Raw genomic sequence first — 18407 nt, forward strand, 5'->3', positions numbered from 1 at the left:
AAATCAGCTTTTAGCAATAGCCTTACCTGAGTATATTCCTGGGTTACTGCACCTGGCAGCAAATCATTACGCGGCAGGCGTGCCAGCAGGTGCAGCGTCAACGGGTGGCAGCTCGCTGCTGTGCTTGCGCTTGTTGCCCATACGCACGCCGATGTCCATCAGGAACTGGAAGAAACCTTCCTGATCTTCCAATACATTGCTCCAGAACGGCGAGTGGTACAGCGCCACTGCGCCATGCACCAACGCCCAGGCGGCGCAGTAGTGGAAGTACGGCGGCACGTCTTCCAGCTTGCCTTCGCTGATGCGGCCCTTGATCAGCAGGGTCAGGCGTTCGAAGTTCGAGGCGCGGATCTTGTGCAACTCCTCGACCATTTCCGGCACCTGATGGCCCTTGACCACCTTCTCTTCCAGGCGGTCGAACAGGCGGTAGCGCTGCGGGTCACGCATGCGGAACTCGAAGTAGGCCCGCGACAGGGCTTCCTTGTCCTTGTCCACATCGGCCGAATGCAGCAGCTCGTTCAGGTCGCGCTCGTAGTCGAGCATCAGGCGCAGGTAGATCTCGGCCTTGGACTTGAAGTGCTTGTAGATGGTGCCTTTGCCGATACCTACGGCATCCGCGATCATCTCGACGGTAACGCTGTCTTCACCTTGTTCGAGGAACAACTTGAGGGCGGTGTCGAGAATTTCCTGCTCGCGGCGGCGAAACTCACGGACCTTACGGGGTTCTTTTTGCATGAGGAAAAGGTCTGCAGAGGTCGGTATAGGGAGGGTTGCGCAGGGCCAAGGAGACGTGGCGATACGATTTACCCGGTACGAGGGATTATCCCGACTGAACGGTCGTTGGGCAACGCTTATGTGAACCGCTCACACACATTACTTTCAGCATGCCGACGAATTCATGGCGTTCAGTCAGAAATAATACGTGACGTCTACGCCTGTACATCCGCTCAATGAGAACTCAAGCGAAGCGCGCGTATTCCAAATCTGTTTAAAAAACGACCAGACGCGACTGGACTGAATCGGATACTGATCAATACTTCAACTGTCGGCGCGACATCTCCCCCAAGTGAAGCGTCGACCTGGGTACCGACGGACTGCGTGCCCTTGTTTTACTCCTAATGGTCTTAACCCGGATTCCCCCCCCAGAACCCGGGTTTTTTTTGCCTCGGATTTGGTCGCGTCAACCCGCGACGTGCGCCAGCGGGAACAGGCGCTTGAAGTTCTCGGTGGTCTGTTCGGCAAAGCGTTCGTAGGATTCACCGCGTAGCATCGCCAGGTAATCCGCCACGTCACGCACATACTCCGGCAGGTTCGGCTTGCCGCGATGGGGAATCGGCGCCAGGTACGGCGAGTCGGTTTCCACCAGCAGCCGGTCGGCCGGCACTTGTCGCGCCACGTCACGCAGGGCATCGGCATTGCGAAAGGTGACGATGCCCGACAGGGAAATGTAGAACCCCAGGTCGAGGGCCGCCTTGGCCATGTCCCAGTCTTCGGTGAAGCAATGCAGCACGCCGGCCTGGGGCAATGCGGCTTCGCGCAGCAGGCTCAGGGTGTCGGCGCGGGCGCCGCGGGTGTGGACGATGACCGGTTTGCCGGTCTGCTCGGCGGCGTGCAGGTGCAGGCGGAACGACGCTTGCTGCAATAGCGCGGCTTCGGGCTCGTAGTGATAGTCCAGGCCGGTTTCACCAATCGCCACCACCCGTGGGTGGTTGAGTTCGCCGAGCAACCAGTCGAGGGCCGGAGCTTCGCCAGGCTTGAGGTCCAGCGGGTGGATACCCACCGAGCAATCCACGTCCGCGTAGCGATCCGCGAGGGCTTTGACGTCGGCCGCATTGTCGGCGCTGACGCCGATGCACAGGAAGTGCCCGACCCCACGCTGGCGGGCCGCTTCCAGGGCGGCGTCGAGGGAACCGCCGTGTTGGGCGAGGTCGAGGCGATCAAGGTGGCAATGGGAATCTACGAGCATAGGAAATGACAACTTCAATCACGGGAAGGATCTGGCCGACGATACACCCGTCGGCCACGGAAATTAACGCCGGCCGAGCAAACCGACCCACTGCACCAGCAGCGCTTCGAGCAACAGCACGCGGTTGAGGTTGGCCTTGCCGAGGACCTTCTGGCGCTGGGCGAGAATCCAGTCCTGGATATTCAGCACCTTGTCCTGTGCGCTTTTCTGCGCGAGGTATTGCACGACCTTGCGCATGTCCGGCAGGCCCAGGCCATTTTCATCCTGGGTCAACTGGTAGCGCAGGATCAGGCTCGACCAGTCGCAGAACCAGTCGAACAGCAGCAGCAAGGGGATGTCCTTCCAGGCGGTTTCCGCCAACTGGGTGGCGGACAACTCCTGCTTGAGCAGCTTTTTCACCCCGTCCACCACCAGCGCGCGTTGCTCGCGCACGCCCTGGGCCTGCAGCTTCACGGCGGCCAGGGGGGAGCCGGCGGCCAGGGTCAGCAACTCGACGCGTTCGGCTTCGGAACAGTCCGGCAAAGCCTGTTCCAGCCATTGCAGGCTCATCGCCTCGCTGGGCAATGGGCACGCCTGCTGCACGCAACGGCTGCGAATGGTCGGCAACAAGCGGCTGGACTGGTGGCTGACCAGCAACAGCACGGTATCGCCGGAAGGTTCTTCGAGGCTTTTGAGCAAGGCGTTGGCCGCGTTGATGTTCATCGCCTCCACCGGCTCGATCAGTACGACCTTGCGCCCGCCCATCTGCGCGGTTTGCACCACGAAGCTGACGAGGTCACGCACCTGGTCGACCTTGATCGCCTTGTCCGCTTCCTCGGGTTCCAGCAGGTAGTTGTCCGGGTGGCTGCCGGCCTTGAGCAGCAGGCAGGACTTGCACACGCCGCAGGCTTCCAGGTTGACCGGACGTTGGCACAGCAGGCTGGCCATCAGGCGTTCGGCGAGTGCGCGCTTACCGATACCCGCCGGGCCGTGCAACAAGTAGGCATGAGCGTGCTGGGCACGTCCCGCCAGTTGCTGCCAGAGACTGTCCTGCCAAGGGTAGGCTTCAGCCACGGGCGCGCTCCAGCAATGTGGGTAGCAGCGCATCGATGGCCTGCTGCACCTGGGCTAGCGGCTGGGCGGCGTCCAACAGGTAGTAACGCGCCGGCTCGGCCTTGGCCCGGGCAAGGAATGCGCTGCGCACGGCGTTGAAAAACGCCTGGCCTTCCAGTTCGAAGCGGTCCAGGCGGCCACGCGCACTGGCACGGGCCAGACCGACTTCCACCGGCAGGTCGAACACCAGGGTCAGGTCGGGACGCAAATCGCCCTGGACGAAGGTCTCCAGGGTGGCGATGCGCGCCTGGGACAGGCCGCGGCCACCGCCTTGGTAGGCATAGGTGGAATCGGTGAAACGGTCACAAATCACCACGGCGCCGCGGGCCAGCGCCGGGCGAATCACTTCGGCCAGGTGCTGGGCGCGTGCGGCGAACACCAGCAGCAGCTCGGTGTCCGGGTTCATCTGTTCTTCACCTGGGGCCAGCAGCACTTCACGGATGCGCTCGGCCAATGGCGTACCACCGGGCTCGCGGGTCAGCACCACCTCGACGCCCGCAGCGCGCAAACGCTCGGCCAGGTAATCGCGGTTGGTGCTTTTGCCGGCGCCTTCCGGGCCTTCCAGGGTAATAAACAAGCCAGTCACAGGCAGTCCTTAGTCAGAGTCATTGCGGGCTTTGCGGTGCGGCGGCGTCCGGCGCAGGCTCGGCGGGTGCGTCGGGGGCATCGTTCGTCGGCGCGGGGTCTTCCAACGGCTTCACCTGCGGCGCCGGGCTGGAACGGTAATCGGCGCGACGCTTGAGCTGGAACTCACGCACCGCGGCATTATGTGCATCCAGGTCGTCCGAGAAAATATGACTGCCATCACCCCGGGCAACGAAATACAGGCTGCTGCCCGGCACCGGGTTCAGCGCCGCATGAATCGCCTCGCGGCCGACCATCGCGATGGGTGTCGGCGGGAGCCCGGCAACCATGTAGGTGTTGTAGGGGTTGGCTTCCTTGAGATGGGCACGCGTCAGCTTACCGTTGTAGCGCTCGCCCAGGCCGTAGATCACCGTCGGATCGGTCTGCAGCAGCATGCCGATCTTCATGCGACGCACGAATACCCCGGCGATCTGCCCGCGCTCCTCCGGCACACCGGTCTCTTTCTCCACCAGGGAGGCCATGATCAGCGCTTGGTAGGGGTCGGTGTACGGCGCGTCGGCGGCGCGTTTGCTCCACTCCTGGGCGAGCACGTCGTCCAGGCGGTTGTAGGCTTTCTTGAGGAACTCGACATCCGTCATGCCGCGCACAAAGCGATAGGTATCGGGGAAGAACCGCCCCTCGGGGAAAACCCCTGGGTGGCCGAGCTTGTCCATCACTTCGCTGTCACTCAGGCCGGCAAGGCTCTGCACGATCTTTTCATGCTTGGCCAGCGCCGAGCGCACTTGGCGGAAATTCCAGCCCTCCACCAGGGTCAGGCTGTATTGCACCACTTCGCCACGCTGCCACAGGCCGATCAAGCCTTGGGCGGTGAGGCCGGGAGTGAGGCGGTATTCGCCGCTGTGCAATGGCTGGCCTTCGAGGTTGAAGCGCCAGTACAGACGCAACCAGAAGGCGCCGTCGAGCACACCGTCGGCTTCCAGGCGATTGAAAGTGCCGGTCGGCGTGGCTCCGGCGGGGACGTCGAGCAGTTGCTCCTCGGTCAGGTGCAAGGGCTGCTTGAGGGCTGAGTCGAGCTTCCAGGCCGAAAACCCCAACAGCAACGCCGCCGCGAACAGACCGATCAGCAGCAGTAACAACAGTTTTCGTATCAACTCAAATATCCAATAGCGCGCGAACAATGCCCTGCAGTTTACGGGTGAGCGGCCCAACCGACCAGCTCATCGCAGCACAGCTGCGCACCGGCCAAATGCCATAAACGCTGTTGCAGACAAAAACCTCGTCGGCCGACTGCAACTGCTCAAGGCTGATATCGGCCACGACCACCGGGGTGCCGAGCGCCTGCGCCTGGGCCAGTAGCTCGGCACGCATGACGCCGGCCACGCCGCAACGATTCAGATCAGCGGTCAACAACACGCCGTGACGCACCAGGAACAGGTTGCTGAACACGCCTTCGATGACGCGCCCGGACATATCCAGCATCAAACCTTCGGCATGCTCGGTATCTTGCCACTCGGCGCGCGCGATCACTTGTTCGAGGCGATTGAGGTGCTTGAGACCGGCCAGCAGCGGCTGTTCGGACAAACGGGTGGCGCACGGAAACAGGCGGATACCGTCGTTGCCATGGGCCTGGGGATAAGCAGCAGGCGCACTGCCCTGCAGGATACGGCGCACCGGGGCGCCGGGGTTGATGCCATAACCGCGCAGGCTGTCGCCTCGGGTGAGGATCAATTTGAGTACGCCATCGCCGAGGGCGCTGGCATAAGCGAGCACTTCGCTGCGGACCAATGCCGGGTCCACAACCAATGCCAACCGCCTGCAACCCTCGGCCAGGCGTTGCAGGTGGCGGTCGAGCAACACCGGTTGCCCGGCCTTGACGGCGATGGTTTCGAACAGGCCATCGCCATACGCCAGGCCACGATCTTTCAGGGGCACGCTGTCCGCTGGCTGACCGTCGACCCAGCTGTGCATTACTCGGCGAACCGGCGGAACACCAGGGAACCGTTGGTGCCACCGAAACCGAACGAGTTGGACAACACCACGTCGATCGGCATTTTCTGCGCTTCATGAGGCACGAAGTTCAGGTCGCAGCCTTCATCCGGCTCATCGAGGTTGATGGTCGGCGGAGCGACCTGATCCCTGATGGCCAGCACGCTGAAGATCGCTTCGACCGCGCCCGCCGCACCCAACAGGTGGCCGGTCATGGACTTGGTGGAGCTGACCGCCAGCTTGTAGGCGTGCTCGCCGAACACCGACTTGATCGCTTCGGCTTCCGCCAGGTCGCCGGTCGCTGTCGAAGTGCCGTGGGCGTTGATGTACTGCACCAGGTCCGGGCTGATCTTCGCATCGCGCAGGGCGTTGGTGATGCAACGCGCAGCACCGGCGCCGTTGGCCGGTGGCGAAGTCATGTGGTAGGCGTCGCCACTCATGCCAAAGCCGATCAGCTCGGCGTAGATCGTCGCGCCACGCGCCTTGGCGTGTTCCAGCTCTTCCAGTACCAGCGCACCGGCGCCGTCGGCCAGGACGAAACCGTCACGGCCCTTGTCCCACGGACGGCTGGCACGAGCCGGCTCGTCGTTGCGGGTCGACAGCGCACGCGACGCGCCGAAGCCGCCCATGCCCAGGCCGCAGGCCGCCATTTCAGCGCCGCCGGCAATCATCACGTCCGCTTCGTCATAGGCGATATTGCGCGCGGCCATGCCGATGCAATGCGTGCCTGTGGTGCAAGCCGTGGCAATGGCGTAGTTAGGTCCCTGTGCTCCCAGATGGATGGACAGGAAACCGGAAATCATATTGATGATCGAACCCGGCACGAAGAACGGTGAAATTCGACGCGGACCGGACTCGTGCAACGTGCGACTGGTTTCTTCGATATTGGTCAAACCGCCAATACCCGAACCCATGGCCACGCCGATGCGTTCACGGTTGGCGTCGGTGACTTCCAGACCAGCGTCACGCACTGCCTGAAAACCGGCTGCCAGGCCGTATTGAATGAACAGGTCGAGTTTGCGGGACTCTTTGATCGAGAGGTATTGCTCGACATTGAACCCCTTTACCGAGCCGCCAAAACGGGTGGAATAGGCAGAAAGGTCCGTGTGTTCGATCAGACCAATACCACTGCGGCCAGCCAGAATGCCCTGCCAACTGCTCGGCACATCCGTGCCCAGTGGCGACAACATACCCATACCGGTGACTACGACGCGTCTACGCGACACAGCACTCTCCTTTTTCTAATGACGACACTTTGCTTCAGAATCACTTTTCATCAGAGCTAAAGAAAAAACCGCACGCCGTTACAGCAGTGCGGTTTTTCCCTGACAGCAAGCGACGACTACAAACTATTACGCCTGGTGGCTGGTAACGTAGTCGATTGCAGCTTGAACGGTAGTGATTTTTTCAGCTTCTTCGTCCGGGATTTCGGTCTCGAATTCCTCTTCCAGAGCCATCACCAGCTCAACGGTGTCAAGGGAGTCGGCACCCAGGTCTTCAACGAAGGAAGCGGTGTTGACCACTTCTTCTTCTTTAACGCCCAGTTGCTCGGCAACGATTTTCTTGACGCGCTCTTCGATGGTGCTCATACCTTGTTTTCACTCCTAATGGACAAATTCAGGCAGCTGGCCAGTGGGTAAGTGTATAGAAAGCCATTTCAGCTTTTCAACTGAAAGGTTCACCCCGTACCCGGTCGGCCACCCGCGTATAAATTAAGTTGCAGCTTTATAACGGATTTTAGACAGCTCGTATGACATTTTTTTGAAGCGATCCGTCACAATTTAACTCATGTACATCCCGCCGTTAACCGGGATTGTAGCCCCAGTCACGTATGCCGCACCGTCGGATGCCAGGAAAGAGACCACATTCGCAATCTCTTGAGCCTGGCCCAGACGGCCCAGCGGAATCTGCGTCAGCAAGGCTTCACGCTGTGCTTCCGGCAGTTCGCGGGTCATATCGGTGTCGATGAACCCAGGGGCCACCGAGTTGACCGTAATCGACCGCGAGCCGACTTCACGCGCCAGTGCGCGGCTGAAACCTTCCAGACCGGCTTTCGCCGCGGCATAGTTTACTTGGCCTGCGTTGCCCATGGCACCCACTACGGAGCCAATATTGATAATTCGACCCCAACGCGCCTTGGTCATGCCGCGCAAAACGCCCTTGGACAGGCGAAACAGACTGTTCAAGTTGGTGTCGACGACGTCATGCCACTCGTCGTCTTTCATCCGCATCATCAGATTATCGCGGGTGATACCGGCATTATTCACCAGAATCGCCGGCGCGCCGAACTGTGCGGTGATCTCGGCCAGTACGGCAGCCACGGACTCATCGCTGGTCACATTCAGCTCAAGGCCGGTGCCCTGCACGCCGTTTTCCTTCAAGGTCGCGGCGATACGCTCGGCGCCCGCGGCGGAAGTGGCGGTGCCGATCACGACGGCGCCCTGACGGCCCAGTTCCAGGGCGATCGCCTGGCCAATGCCACGGCTTGCGCCGGTAACCAGTGCAACTTTACCTTGCAGACTCATGCAGGCTTCTCCTAAGTTCGGGGTTCAGGCCAGTGCCGCGCGAGCGGCCGCAAAGGCATCCGGGGTATTGAGGTTGGAGGTCGACACGCCGTCGGCGCAGCGCTTGTTCAGGCCGGCCAGGACTTTGCCCGGGCCGCACTCGACCAACTCGGTGGCGCCGTTGGCGGCCAGGGTCTGTACCGATTCAACCCAGCGCACCGGCTTGTAGAGTTGTTCCAGCAGGTCGCGCTTGAGGGTGTCGAGATCCGCGGCAACCGCCGCGCTGACGTTCTGCACCAGCGGGATCTGCGGTGCCTGCCAGTTGATGGCGGCGATGGACTCGGCAAAACGCTCGGCCGCCGGGCGCATCAGCTCGCAGTGCGACGGCACGCTCACCGGCAACGGCAAGGCACGCTTGGCGCCACGGGCCTTGCAGCCTTCGATGGCGCGCTCAACGGCGGCCTTGGCACCGGCAATCACCACCTGGCCCGGCGAGTTGAAGTTCACCGCGCTGACCACTTCGCCCTGGGCCGCTTCGGCACAGGCGGCGATCACCACCGCATCATCCAGGCCGAGAATGGCGGCCATGCCACCCTGCCCGGCCGGAACCGCTTCCTGCATCAACTGGCCACGACGCTCGACCAGCTTGACCGCTTCAGCGAGGGTCAGGCTGCCCGCGGCGACCAGGGCACTGTATTCGCCCAGGCTGTGACCGGCGACGAATGCCGGACGCGCGCCGCCTTCCGCCAGCCACAAGCGCCACAGGGCGATCGAAGCGGTGAGGATGGCCGGCTGGGTTTTATCGGTTTGATTGAGTTGCTCTTCCGGCCCCTGCTGGGTCAGCGCCCACAGGTCGTAACCCAGGGCATCGGAAGCTTCCTTGAAGGTTTCCAGGATCAGCGGATATTGCGCGCCCAGCTCGGCCAACATGCCGAGGGACTGCGAACCCTGCCCTGGAAAGACGAATGCGAGGGATGTAGACATGTAACAAGCCCCTAATGATCTGGTCGTCGGATATAGGCGCCCCTACGATGGGAGCGCACGAAACTGACAGATTGGATGGTCAATTGAACCGGCCGGTCACATTTAAGCATTCCCGGGCCGATTCGCCTAAGGCAACAGATCTTCCAGGCGGCCGTGCAAGCGTCGCGGCAGGTTTTCCTGGATCTCGATCAACGCCCGTGCAATCGCACTCTGAAAGCCTTCCACCCCCGCCGAGCCATGGCTTTTCACCACGATGCCCTGCAAGCCGAGAAAGCTTGCGCCATTATGTCGCGCCGGGGCCAGGTCCTCCTGCAGGCGGCGCATCAGCGGCAACGCCAGGGCGCCGACCAGGCGTGTCGCCAGGTTGCGCTTGAACAAGGCCTCGATCCGCGTGGCAATCATGGTCGCCAGGCCTTCGCTGGATTTAAGCAGGATATTGCCGACAAACCCGTCGCACACCACCACATCCGCCTCGCCGCGATACAAACCGTCGCCTTCGACAAAGCCGATGTAGTTCAACCCCCGCGCACCTTGCAGCAAAGCGGCGGCGAGCTTGACCTGCTGGTTGCCCTTGATGTCTTCGATGCCGATATTCAGCAAGGCCACGCGCGGACGAGCCACACCCAGCGCCTCGGCAGCCACCGAGCCCATCACGGCGAACTGGAACAGATGCTCGGCACTGCAATCGACATTCGCGCCCAGGTCGAGCAACTGGCAATAGCCTGTCTGCGTCGGTATCGCCGCGACTATCGCCGGCCGGTCGATCCCCGGCAAGGTCTTGAGCACGTGCCGCGACAACGCCATCAGCGCGCCCGTGTTGCCGGCACTGACACAGGCTTGCACCTTGCCATCACGCAACAACTCGAGGGCGACCCGCATTGAAGAGTCGGGCTTGCCACGCAGGGCGACCGCCGGCTTTTCATCCATGCCGATGGCTTCGCTGGCGGGCGTAATCGTCAGGCGCGCGCGATCCACCGCCGGATGGCTGGCAATCAGTTCTTCAAGAAGGGAAGGTTGACCGACGAGGGTCAGGTGCAGCGAGGGCGTAGCAGACAGGCTGGCAATACAAGCCTGAACAATGCTGCGGGGACCGAAGTCCCCGCCCATTGCGTCAATCGCGATGACTTGAGCAGACAAGTGATTACTCGTCAGCGCCCTTGTCGATCACTTTACGGCCACGGTATACGCCTTCTGGCGATACGTGGTGACGCAGGTGAATTTCACCGGTGGTTTTTTCTACAGACAGAGTGCTTGCCGTCAGGGCGTCGTGCGAACGACGCATGTCACGGGCAGAGCGGGATTTTTTGTTCTGCTGAACAGCCATAATTGATTAACTCCTAAACGTTTGGGTCACGCTTTAACTGCGCCAATACACTGAACGGGTTGGACCGCGTTACCTCGTCCTCGCTCGGTTCGGACTCGTCATCGAGGCCCGCCGGCTGCTGGCATTCTTCCGGATGATGAGCAGGCACAATGGGCAAGGCGAGCAAAAGCTCCTCCTCGATCAGTGCATGCAGATCCAAAGGATCTTCGCCCAGTTCCAGCACGTCATAACCTTTCGGCAACGACTGGGTATTCGCACCCTCCTTTACCACAGCGTAACTGCATTCGCTGTGAATCGGCAGGGTGACCAGCTCAAGACAACGCTGGCAAACCATTTTGACCTCGGTGTCGATAAAGCTGTGAATAACCACAGATTTACGTTCATCTCGTTCAAAAACGAATTTGGCCTGCACCGTACCGACAGTGTCGGAAAGCGGGTCGCAGAGTCTCTCCAAATCGGCCAGCAGCAATTCACCTTGAAGGGAAGTGCCACGATCAGCCAATTTGCGCGGGTCAACGTGAGGTGGAATCGGGTCATTCAACATAGGCGCAGCATTATAGGGATGCCCCCAGCCATGTCAAAGGAAATTCAGCCCTGTGCGTCAGCCGGTCGTCCCGCTAGAATCCCCGGTCGCCCTGAGGAGACGCCCATGCTGCCTTTATTACTCGCATCCAGCTCGGTCTATCGCCGGGAATTGCTGAGCCGCCTGCACTTACCGTTCATCTGCAGCTCGCCGGATATCGATGAAAGCCACCGCGCAAATGAGTCAGCCGTCGAACTGGTCAAACGCCTGGCCGAAGAGAAAGCCCGCGCCCTCGCCGCCCGCCATCCAGGGCACCTGATCATCGGCTCCGATCAGGTCGCCGCACTCGAAGGCCGGATCATCGGCAAACCCCACACCTTCGAGAACGCCCGCGAGCAACTGCTGGCGGCCAGCGGCAAGCGTGTCAGCTTCCTCACCGGGCTGGCGCTGCTGAACAGCGAGACCGGGCATTGCCAGGTCGACTGCGTGCCATTCACCGTACACATGCGCGTGCTGGACGCGGAGCGGGTCGAGCGCTACCTGCGGATCGAGCAGCCCTATGACTGCGCGGGCAGTTTCAAGGCCGAAGGGCTGGGCGTGAGCCTGTTTCAAAGCACCGAAGGCCCGGATGCGACCAGCCTTGTCGGCTTACCGCTGATTCGCCTGGTGGATATGCTGCTGGCCGAGGGCGTGCAAATCCCTTAAACCAGCGCAAAACCAAATGTGGGAGGGGGCTTGCTCCCGATTGCGGTGGGTCAGCTACAGATAAGCTGGCTGATCCACTGCTATCGGGAGCAAGCTCCCTCCCACATTTATCTACGCAGACCTTGGGATCTCAGCGCAGGGTCGGGCCCTGGAAGCCCATGTACAAGGCCAACTTCTCCGCCACGCTGGCGCCGAGCTTCTTGGAGAAACGGTCAAACGGCGACTCCTGAACGGTGAAGTCCACCAGTTCCTTTTCACCAATCACGTCCCGCGCCACCGAACTGGCACTGCCCAGGCCATCGATCAAGCCCAGCGGCAAGGCCTGCTCGCCAGACCAGACCAGCCCGGAGAACAGCTCCGGATGGTCCTTGTCCTTCAGACGATCACCGCGCCCTTGCTTGACGCTGGCAATGAACTGGCGATGAGTGGTGTCGAGCACGCTCTGCCAGAACTGGGTTTCATCGGCCTTTTGCGGCTGGAACGGGTCGAGGAACGCCTTATGCTCGCCCGAGGTGTAGGTGCGACGCTCCACACCGAGCTTCTCCATGGTGCCGACAAAGCCGTAACCGGCCGCCGTGACGCCAATGGAACCCACCAGGCTGGCCTTGTCGGCGTAGATCTGGTCAGCGGCACTGGCGATGTAATACGCACCCGAGGCGCCCAGGTCGGAGATCACCGCGTACAGCTTGATCTGCGGATGCAGCGAGCGCAGGCGGCGAATCTCGTCATACACGTAGCCCGATTGCACCGGGCTGCCGCCTGGGCTGTTGATGCGCAGGATCACGCCCTTGACCTTGGGGTCTTCGAACGCGGTGCGCAGACTGCTGACGATATTGTCGGCGCTGGCGGACTCCTTGTCGGCAATCACCCCGCGCACTTCGATCAAGGCGGTGTAGTTGGGACCACGGGTCGCGGTTTTTTCCATGTCCACCAGCGGGCTGAACAGCACCAGCATGCCGAGCAGGTAAACAAAGGTCAGCAGCTTGAAGAAAATCCCCCAGCGCCGCGAACGACGCTGCTCTTGCACGCTGGCCAGAAGGGTCTTCTCCAGCAGCTTCCAACTCTTGTCGTCACTGCTGTCGGCCTTTTCGGGCGCTTTCCACTCATCACTCATGCCATCTACCCCAGCAAAGACTCAGTGGGCCCGGCTGAGCCAGGCCTGCAATTCAGAAAAATGATCGATCGTCAGCCTGGGCTCGTATGCCTGCAGCGCCTCGGCAGCCTGCGCACCGTAGCTGACCGCCACGCTGTCCATGCCGGCATTGCGCGCCATCATCAGGTCGAAGGACGCGTCGCCGACCATCAACGCCTGGCGTGGCGACACGCCGCAATGGGCGAGGATCTGCTCAAGCATCAGCGGATGGGGCTTGCTGGCGGTTTCGTCCGCTGCGCGGGTAACGTCGAAATAGTCTTCCCAGCCGTGGGCCCTGAGCACCCGGTCCAGGCCGCGGCGGGCCTTGCCGGTGGCGACCGCCAGCTGATAACCCTCGGCGCGGAACGCTTCCAGGGACTGCACCACGCCATCAAACAGCGGCGAAGGCTCGGCCTCCAGCGCAATGTAGTGATCGGCATAATGCTCGCGGAACGCGACCAATTCAGCGTCAGCGATGTGCGGGTACAAGGTGCGAATCGCCTCAGGCAACCCCAGGCCGATAATGCCCTTGACCGCCAGATCGCTGCACAGCTCGAAGCCAGAACGCGTCGAGGCCATGTGCATGGCCTCGACGATACGGCCAATGGAGTTGGCCAGCGTGCCGTCCCAATCGAAAATCAGCAGTTTGTAGTCAAGGTGCGGCACTCAAACGCTCCACGGTCTTGGCCCACATCTCATCGACCGGCGCCTGCAATTTCAATTCGCCACCATCGGGCAGCGGGACGGTGAGCATGTAGGCGTGCAGGAACAGGCGTTTGCCGCCCAGGTCGCGAATCTCCTTGGAGAACGCCTCGTCGCCATACTTGGTGTCACCGGCAATGCAGTGGCCCGCATGCAGGGTGTGCACGCGAATCTGGTGAGTGCGCCCGGTGACCGGCTTGGCCTCGACCAGGGTGGCGAAGTCGCCGAAGCGGCGCAGCACCTTGAACAGGGTCAGGGCTTCTTTGCCCTCCTCGTCCACTTCGACCATGCGCTCGCCGGAGCGCAGGTTGCTCTTCTGCAACGGCGCGCGCACGCTCTTGATCGAGCTGGCCCAGTTGCCGCGCACCAGCGCCATGTAGCGCTTGTCCACGCCATCGCCGCGCAGGGCGGTGTGCAGGTGGCGCAACATGCTGCGCTTCTTGGCGATCATGAGCAGGCCGGAGGTGTCGCGGTCGAGGCGATGGACCAGCTCCAGCTCCTTGGCATCCGGACGCAACTGACGAAAGGCTTCGATCACGCCGAAACTCAGGCCGCTGCCGCCGTGAACCGCAATGCCGCAGGGCTTGTTGATCACGATCAGCTTGCTGTCTTCGTAGACAATCGACGCTTCAAGGCGCTGCAACAGGCCCTGAGCCAGCGGCACAGGTTCGTCGCGCTCAGGCACGCGCACCGGCGGCACCCGGACGATATCGCCCGCCTGCAGCTTGTACTCGGGCTTGATGCGACCCTTGTTCACGCGCACTTCGCCTTTACGCAAAATGCGGTAGATCAAGGTCTTGGGCACGCCTTTGAGCCTGGCCAGGAGAAAATTGTCGATGCGTTGGCCGGCATATTCCGGCGAGACCTCAAGCAGCTGGACGCTGGGGGTCTGGGGGGCGGTAGTCGTCATGTCGGCGATGATAACAATTTTTTATGGAATTGAAGCACTTAATCATTACTGCTATAGTCGCGAACGCCGCCAAAAGCGGCCTGGACAGAGGACTTGCGGCAAATTGCCGGCCCTGACCTTCGCAATTCATCAGGACGCGAGGCCGTCCTACGGGGCTTTCGTTACCTTGGAAAGCCCGAGATTGTAACAAGCGCAGGTGACATGAGGCCTGAAGCGAGTGCAGAAAGCAGAGTGAATACTCGCATTTTGCGCCGATATTTACGGCCAGTTCACAAAGTGCAGTCAGTCTTGGGACACACCATGGCGAATGCTTCGGAAACAACGCCTGTTAAGAGCCGAGTGAGAGCGCAATCGCCCACACTTGGTCTTGTTTAGCCATGAGCGTGGACTCCCCATTGGAGAACACGGTAAATGCCAACCCGCTGCGGATTCTGCGCGCGGCAGCACCCGAATTATCAGGGATACGTGTAGGGTGGAGATGCACAACCGTCGGACCGTGTAGCACTAGGCTTATATATAGACGCTTCATCTCGTCCACAGTCGCCGGTTGATTCCTCCTCCTGACCTTAGCTTTTGTTGAAGTGGTGCCTTTGTCACCACCGCTAACAAGCAGGACGCGTCCGTCGCGATACCAGCCCAATTCGCCGGTTATTGCTGGACACTGGAGTGGCCAACCACTCTTGACGCACCTGACACCGACCGTGAGAAGTCGTGTGTGCCGAACGCCGTTTCCGGCAGCCCGGAAACCGACGGTACAACATGAAAAGAATGCTGATTAACGCAACTCAACCCGAAGAGTTGCGTGTTGCGCTGGTAGATGGCCAACGCCTTTACGACCTGGACATCGAGTCCGGCGCACGCGAGCAGAAGAAGGCCAACATCTATAAAGGCCGTATTACTCGCATCGAACCAAGCCTTGAGGCTGCCTTTGTCGATTTCGGCTCCGAGCGCCACGGCTTCCTGCCCCTCAAAGAAATCTCCCGCGAATACTTCAAGAAAGCCCCCGAAGGCCGCGTGAACATCAAGGACGTCCTGAGCGAAGGCCAGGAAGTCATCGTCCAGGTCGAAAAAGAAGAACGTGGCAACAAGGGCGCCGCCCTGACCACCTTCATCAGCCTGGCCGGTCGTTACCTGGTACTGATGCCGAACAACCCGCGTGCCGGCGGCATTTCCCGTCGCATCGAAGGCGAAGAACGCAACGAACTGCGTGAAGCGCTGAACGGCCTGGTCGCTCCAGCCGACATGGGCCTGATCGTCCGCACTGCCGGCCTGGGCCGCAGCAGCGAAGAAATGCAGTGGGACCTCGACTACCTGCTGCAACTGTGGACCGCCATCAAAGAAGCGTCCCTGGATCGTTCCGCGCCGTTCCTGATCTACCAGGAAAGCAACGTGATCATCCGCGCCATCCGCGATTACCTGCGCCAGGACATCGGCGAAGTGCTGATCGACAGCGTCGAAGCCCAGGACGAAGCCCTGACCTTCATCCGCCAGGTGATGCCGCAGTACGCCAGCAAGATCAAGCTGTACGAAGACAGCGTTCCGCTGTTCAACCGTTTCCAGATCGAAAGCCAGATCGAGACCGCCTTCCAGCGCGTGGTCGAACTGCCTTCCGGCGGCTCCATCGTGATCGACCCGACCGAAGCCCTGGTGTCCATCGACATCAACTCGGCGCGCGCCACGAAAGGTAGCGACATCGAAGAAACCGCCCTGCAGACCAACCTGGAAGCGGCTGAAGAAATCGCCCGCCAGCTGCGCCTGCGTGATATCGGCGGCCTGATCGTGATCGACTTCATCGACATGACCCCCGCCAAGAACCAGCGCGCCGTGGAAGAGAAAGTCCGCGAATGCCTGGAAGCTGACCGTGCCCGCGTGCAAGTCGGCCGCATCTCGCGCTTCGGCCTGCTGGAAATGTCCCGTCAGCGCCTGCGTCCGTCCCTGGGCGAGAGCAGCGGCATTGTCTGCCCGCGTTGCAACGGCACCGGCATCATCCGTGACGTTGAATCGCTGTCCCTGGCGATCCTGCGCCTGATCGAAGAAGAAGCCCTGAAAGACCGCACCGCCGAAGTCCGCGCACAAGTGCCGATCCCGGTTGCCGCGTTCCTGCTCAACGAAAAACGCAACTCGATCACCAAGATCGAACTGCGCACCCGTGCCCGTATCGTCATCCTGCCGAACGATCATCTCGAAACGCCGCACTTCGAAGTGCAGCGCCTGCGTGATGACAGCCCGGAAGCCCACAGCGGCCAGTCCAGCTACGAAATCGCCGCTGCCGCTGCCGAAGTGGAAGAAGTCCAGCCAGCCGCCGCGACCCGCACCCTGGTTCGCCAGGAAGCCGCCGTGAAGACCGCTCCGGCGCGTGCCAACGCACCGGTTCCGGTTGAAGTGGCTGCCCCGGTTGCAGCCCCGGCCGCCCTGCCTGAGCCAAGCCTGTTCAAGGGCCTGGTGAAATCGCTGGTCAGCCTGTTCGCCAGCAAGGAAGAGCCTGCGGCACCGGTGGTGGTCGAAAAACCTGCCACCGAGCGTCCGGCGCGTAACGAAGAGCGTCGCAACGGTCGCCAGCAGAGCCGTAACCGCAACGGTCGCCGTGACGAAGAGCGCAAGCCGCGCGAAGAACGGGCCCCGCGTGAAGAGCGCGCACCCCGTGAAGAGCGTGCGCCTCGCGAAGCCCGTGAAGAGACCCCGGTCGTAGCCCGCGAAGAACGCGCACCGCGCGAAGAGCGCGCACCACGTCCACCACGCGCACCGCGTGAAGATCGCAAGCCACGTGGCGAGCGTGAAGAACGTGTGCGTGAACTGCGCGAGCCGCTGGACGCTGCGCCAGCCGTTGCCGTTGCCGCCGCTGCTGTTGCCGCCACTACCGAGGAAGAACGCCCGGCTCGCCCGCCGCGTGAAGAGCGTGCGCCACGTGAAGAGCGTCAACCGCGCCCACCGCGTGAAGAACGTCAACCACGTACCGAGCAGGCGGCTGCCGCCAGCGAAGAAGAAGTGCTGACCGGCGAAGAGCAACTGCAGGAAGACGGCCAGGACAACGCCGAAGGCGATCGTCCGCGCCGCCGCTCCCGTGGCCAGCGTCGTCGCAGCAACCGTCGCGAGCGTCAACGTGACGCCAACGGCAATGTGATCGAAGGTTCGGAAGAAGCCGGCGAGAACGCAGAAGCCGCTACCAGCGAACCGACCAGCACCGAACTGGCTGCCGGCCTGGCCGTTACCGCCGCTGTTGCCAGCTCGGTCATCAGCGCACCTGCCGAAGCCCAGGCTCACGAGCAGGCTGAACGCGCCACTGCCGCCGCCGAAGAAACCGTTGCGGTAGAAGCGCCAGTCGCCGAGACCCCAGTGGTTGAAGCACCAGTCGTAGAAGCAACCACCCCGATCGAAGCCCCCGCGGCTCCGGAAGTGGAAGTTGCGCCGGTTCGCGAAGCCCAGGCGCAAGAAGAAGTGGCTGCCGCCGAGCCTGCCCCGGTGGTTGAGCCACAGCCAGTGGTTGAAGCTGTCGTGGAAGCTCCGGTTGTCGAAGCCGCCGCCCCGGCCGTGCGTGAAGTTCGCGAAGAACAGACCGCCTTCCAGTGGACTGCCGAACCTGCCGCCCCGGTTGAAGCGTCTGCCCCCGTGGTAGAAGCCGCACCGGCCCCGGTTGCCGAAGTGGTTGAAGCCGCTCCGGTAGTGGTTGCCGAGCCTGCGCCCGTGGTTGAAGCGCCCGTGGTTGCCGAAGCCGCCGCCCCGGTGGTTGAAGCCGCACCGGCCAGCGCCCTGACCGAAAACGGCCGTGCGCCGAACGACCCACGTGAAGTGCGCCGTCGTCGCAAGGAAGCCGAAGCGGCCGCCGCTGCTGCCGCTGCCGCACCGGCTGTCGCCGAAGTGGTCGAGCACGCTGCCCCTATCGTCGACGAGACCCCGCGTTCCGTTGAAGAAGTGGCAGAGCACCACCCAAAGGCCCTGGAAGAAGAGCACGAGCCTAAACCCCTCGTCTGATTCCATCAGCCACTGAAAAGCCCCG

General features: G+C 61.9%; 18 protein-coding genes. 2 read left to right on the forward strand and 16 right to left on the reverse strand.

What is annotated here, in order from left to right:
• Window positions 1-66: 66 nt before the first annotated feature.
• The 13 genes from LQ249_RS23810 to LQ249_RS23870 form a co-directional block, all read right to left on the reverse strand.
• Window positions 67-735, reverse strand: a complete 669-nt coding sequence (locus tag LQ249_RS23810) for a TetR/AcrR family transcriptional regulator (protein WP_046382372.1) — start codon at window positions 733-735, stop codon at window positions 67-69.
• Window positions 736-1180: 445 nt separating this feature from the next.
• On the reverse strand, window positions 1181-1966 hold the full coding sequence (locus LQ249_RS23815) for a TatD family hydrolase (protein ID WP_046382371.1): 786 nt from the start codon (window positions 1964-1966) through the stop codon (window positions 1181-1183).
• Between the two features lie 63 nt (window positions 1967-2029).
• Entirely contained in the window at window positions 2030-3019 is a 990-nt protein-coding gene (locus tag LQ249_RS23820; RefSeq protein WP_046489299.1) for a DNA polymerase III subunit delta', read from the reverse strand.
• Complete coding sequence (gene tmk, locus LQ249_RS23825; RefSeq protein ID WP_046382369.1) at window positions 3012-3644, reverse strand: dTMP kinase; 633 nt, start codon at window positions 3642-3644, stop codon at window positions 3012-3014. Before tmk ends, LQ249_RS23820 begins: the two co-directional genes overlap by 8 nt.
• A gap of 19 nt (window positions 3645-3663) precedes the next feature.
• Entirely contained in the window at window positions 3664-4794 is a 1131-nt protein-coding gene (mltG, locus tag LQ249_RS23830; protein WP_046382368.1) for an endolytic transglycosylase MltG, read from the reverse strand.
• Window position 4795: 1 nt separating this feature from the next.
• Entirely contained in the window at window positions 4796-5611 is an 816-nt protein-coding gene (gene pabC, locus LQ249_RS23835) for an aminodeoxychorismate lyase (RefSeq protein WP_046382367.1), read from the reverse strand.
• On the reverse strand, window positions 5611-6855 hold the full coding sequence (gene fabF / locus LQ249_RS23840; protein ID WP_046382366.1) for a beta-ketoacyl-ACP synthase II: 1245 nt from the start codon (window positions 6853-6855) through the stop codon (window positions 5611-5613). The genes pabC and fabF overlap by 1 nt, the downstream gene beginning before the upstream one ends.
• Window positions 6856-6981: 126 nt before the next feature.
• A complete protein-coding gene (gene acpP, locus LQ249_RS23845) occupies window positions 6982-7218 on the reverse strand; it encodes an acyl carrier protein (RefSeq protein ID WP_003175607.1) in 237 nt (78 codons plus the stop codon).
• A gap of 192 nt (window positions 7219-7410) precedes the next feature.
• The gene (fabG, locus tag LQ249_RS23850; protein ID WP_046382365.1) at window positions 7411-8154 is read right to left on the reverse strand and encodes a 3-oxoacyl-ACP reductase FabG; all 744 of its coding nucleotides are present in this window, start codon (window positions 8152-8154) and stop codon (window positions 7411-7413) included.
• A 24-nt stretch (window positions 8155-8178) separates the two neighbouring features.
• A complete protein-coding gene (gene fabD / locus LQ249_RS23855; RefSeq protein WP_046489281.1) occupies window positions 8179-9117 on the reverse strand; it encodes an ACP S-malonyltransferase in 939 nt (312 codons plus the stop codon).
• A gap of 126 nt (window positions 9118-9243) precedes the next feature.
• Complete coding sequence (gene plsX, locus LQ249_RS23860; RefSeq protein ID WP_079444532.1) at window positions 9244-10254, reverse strand: phosphate acyltransferase PlsX; 1011 nt, start codon at window positions 10252-10254, stop codon at window positions 9244-9246.
• 4 nt (window positions 10255-10258) lie between these two features.
• Window positions 10259-10441: a 50S ribosomal protein L32 gene (rpmF, locus tag LQ249_RS23865; RefSeq protein ID WP_008152339.1), complete on the reverse strand. Its 183-nt coding sequence runs from the start codon at window positions 10439-10441 to the stop codon at window positions 10259-10261.
• Between the two features lie 13 nt (window positions 10442-10454).
• Window positions 10455-10985 carry a YceD family protein gene (locus tag LQ249_RS23870; protein WP_027607804.1) on the reverse strand — a complete coding sequence of 177 codons (531 nt, stop codon included), beginning with the start codon at window positions 10983-10985 and terminating at the stop codon, window positions 10455-10457.
• Window positions 10986-11090: 105 nt separating this feature from the next.
• On the opposite strand from LQ249_RS23870, the gene LQ249_RS23875 reads away from it, so the two are divergent.
• Entirely contained in the window at window positions 11091-11669 is a 579-nt protein-coding gene (locus LQ249_RS23875; RefSeq protein WP_046382362.1) for a Maf family protein, read from the forward strand.
• Between the two features lie 130 nt (window positions 11670-11799).
• Here the strand turns inward: LQ249_RS23875 and sppA are convergent, their stop codons facing one another.
• Genes sppA through rluC form a run of 3 tightly spaced genes read right to left on the reverse strand, consistent with a single transcriptional unit; the run spans window position 11800 to window position 14413 of the window.
• Window positions 11800-12783, reverse strand: coding sequence for a signal peptide peptidase SppA (gene sppA, locus LQ249_RS23880; protein ID WP_108526640.1), 984 nt, complete (start codon window positions 12781-12783; stop codon window positions 11800-11802).
• Between the two features lie 21 nt (window positions 12784-12804).
• Complete coding sequence (locus tag LQ249_RS23885; RefSeq protein ID WP_046489270.1) at window positions 12805-13467, reverse strand: HAD-IA family hydrolase; 663 nt, start codon at window positions 13465-13467, stop codon at window positions 12805-12807.
• The gene (rluC, locus tag LQ249_RS23890; RefSeq protein WP_046382359.1) at window positions 13454-14413 is read right to left on the reverse strand and encodes a 23S rRNA pseudouridine(955/2504/2580) synthase RluC; all 960 of its coding nucleotides are present in this window, start codon (window positions 14411-14413) and stop codon (window positions 13454-13456) included. Before rluC ends, LQ249_RS23885 begins: the two co-directional genes overlap by 14 nt.
• Window positions 14414-15181: 768 nt before the next feature.
• On the opposite strand from rluC, the gene rne reads away from it, so the two are divergent.
• Complete coding sequence (gene rne, locus LQ249_RS23895; protein WP_232565944.1) at window positions 15182-18382, forward strand: ribonuclease E; 3201 nt, start codon at window positions 15182-15184, stop codon at window positions 18380-18382.
• The last annotated feature ends 25 nt before the right edge of the window (window positions 18383-18407 follow it).

The sequence above is a fragment of the Pseudomonas sp. 7-41 genome, assembly GCF_021233075.1.
Taxonomy (GTDB): domain Bacteria; phylum Pseudomonadota; class Gammaproteobacteria; order Pseudomonadales; family Pseudomonadaceae; genus Aquipseudomonas; species Aquipseudomonas veronii.

Excerpts from the sequence above, each read along its gene's own strand:
- LQ249_RS23810 (WP_046382372.1), bottom strand. The coding sequence starts at position 735 with ATGCAAAAAGAACCCCGTAAGGTCCGTGAGTTTCGCCGCCGCGAGCAG.
- LQ249_RS23815 (WP_046382371.1), bottom strand. The coding sequence starts at position 1,966 with ATGCTCGTAGATTCCCATTGCCACCTTGATCGCCTCGACCTCGCCCAA.
- pabC (WP_046382367.1), bottom strand. The coding sequence starts at position 5,611 with ATGCACAGCTGGGTCGACGGTCAGCCAGCGGACAGCGTGCCCCTGAAA.
- acpP (WP_003175607.1), bottom strand. The coding sequence starts at position 7,218 with ATGAGCACCATCGAAGAGCGCGTCAAGAAAATCGTTGCCGAGCAACTG.
- fabG (WP_046382365.1), bottom strand. The coding sequence starts at position 8,154 with ATGAGTCTGCAAGGTAAAGTTGCACTGGTTACCGGCGCAAGCCGTGGC.
- fabD (WP_046489281.1), bottom strand. The coding sequence starts at position 9,117 with ATGTCTACATCCCTCGCATTCGTCTTTCCAGGGCAGGGTTCGCAGTCC.
- rpmF (WP_008152339.1), bottom strand. The coding sequence starts at position 10,441 with ATGGCTGTTCAGCAGAACAAAAAATCCCGCTCTGCCCGTGACATGCGT.
- LQ249_RS23870 (WP_027607804.1), bottom strand. The coding sequence starts at position 10,985 with ATGTTGAATGACCCGATTCCACCTCACGTTGACCCGCGCAAATTGGCT.
- LQ249_RS23875 (WP_046382362.1), top strand. The coding sequence starts at position 11,091 with ATGCTGCCTTTATTACTCGCATCCAGCTCGGTCTATCGCCGGGAATTG.
- sppA (WP_108526640.1), bottom strand. The coding sequence starts at position 12,783 with ATGAGTGATGAGTGGAAAGCGCCCGAAAAGGCCGACAGCAGTGACGAC.
- rluC (WP_046382359.1), bottom strand. The coding sequence starts at position 14,413 with ATGACGACTACCGCCCCCCAGACCCCCAGCGTCCAGCTGCTTGAGGTC.
- rne (WP_232565944.1), top strand. The coding sequence starts at position 15,182 with ATGCTGATTAACGCAACTCAACCCGAAGAGTTGCGTGTTGCGCTGGTA.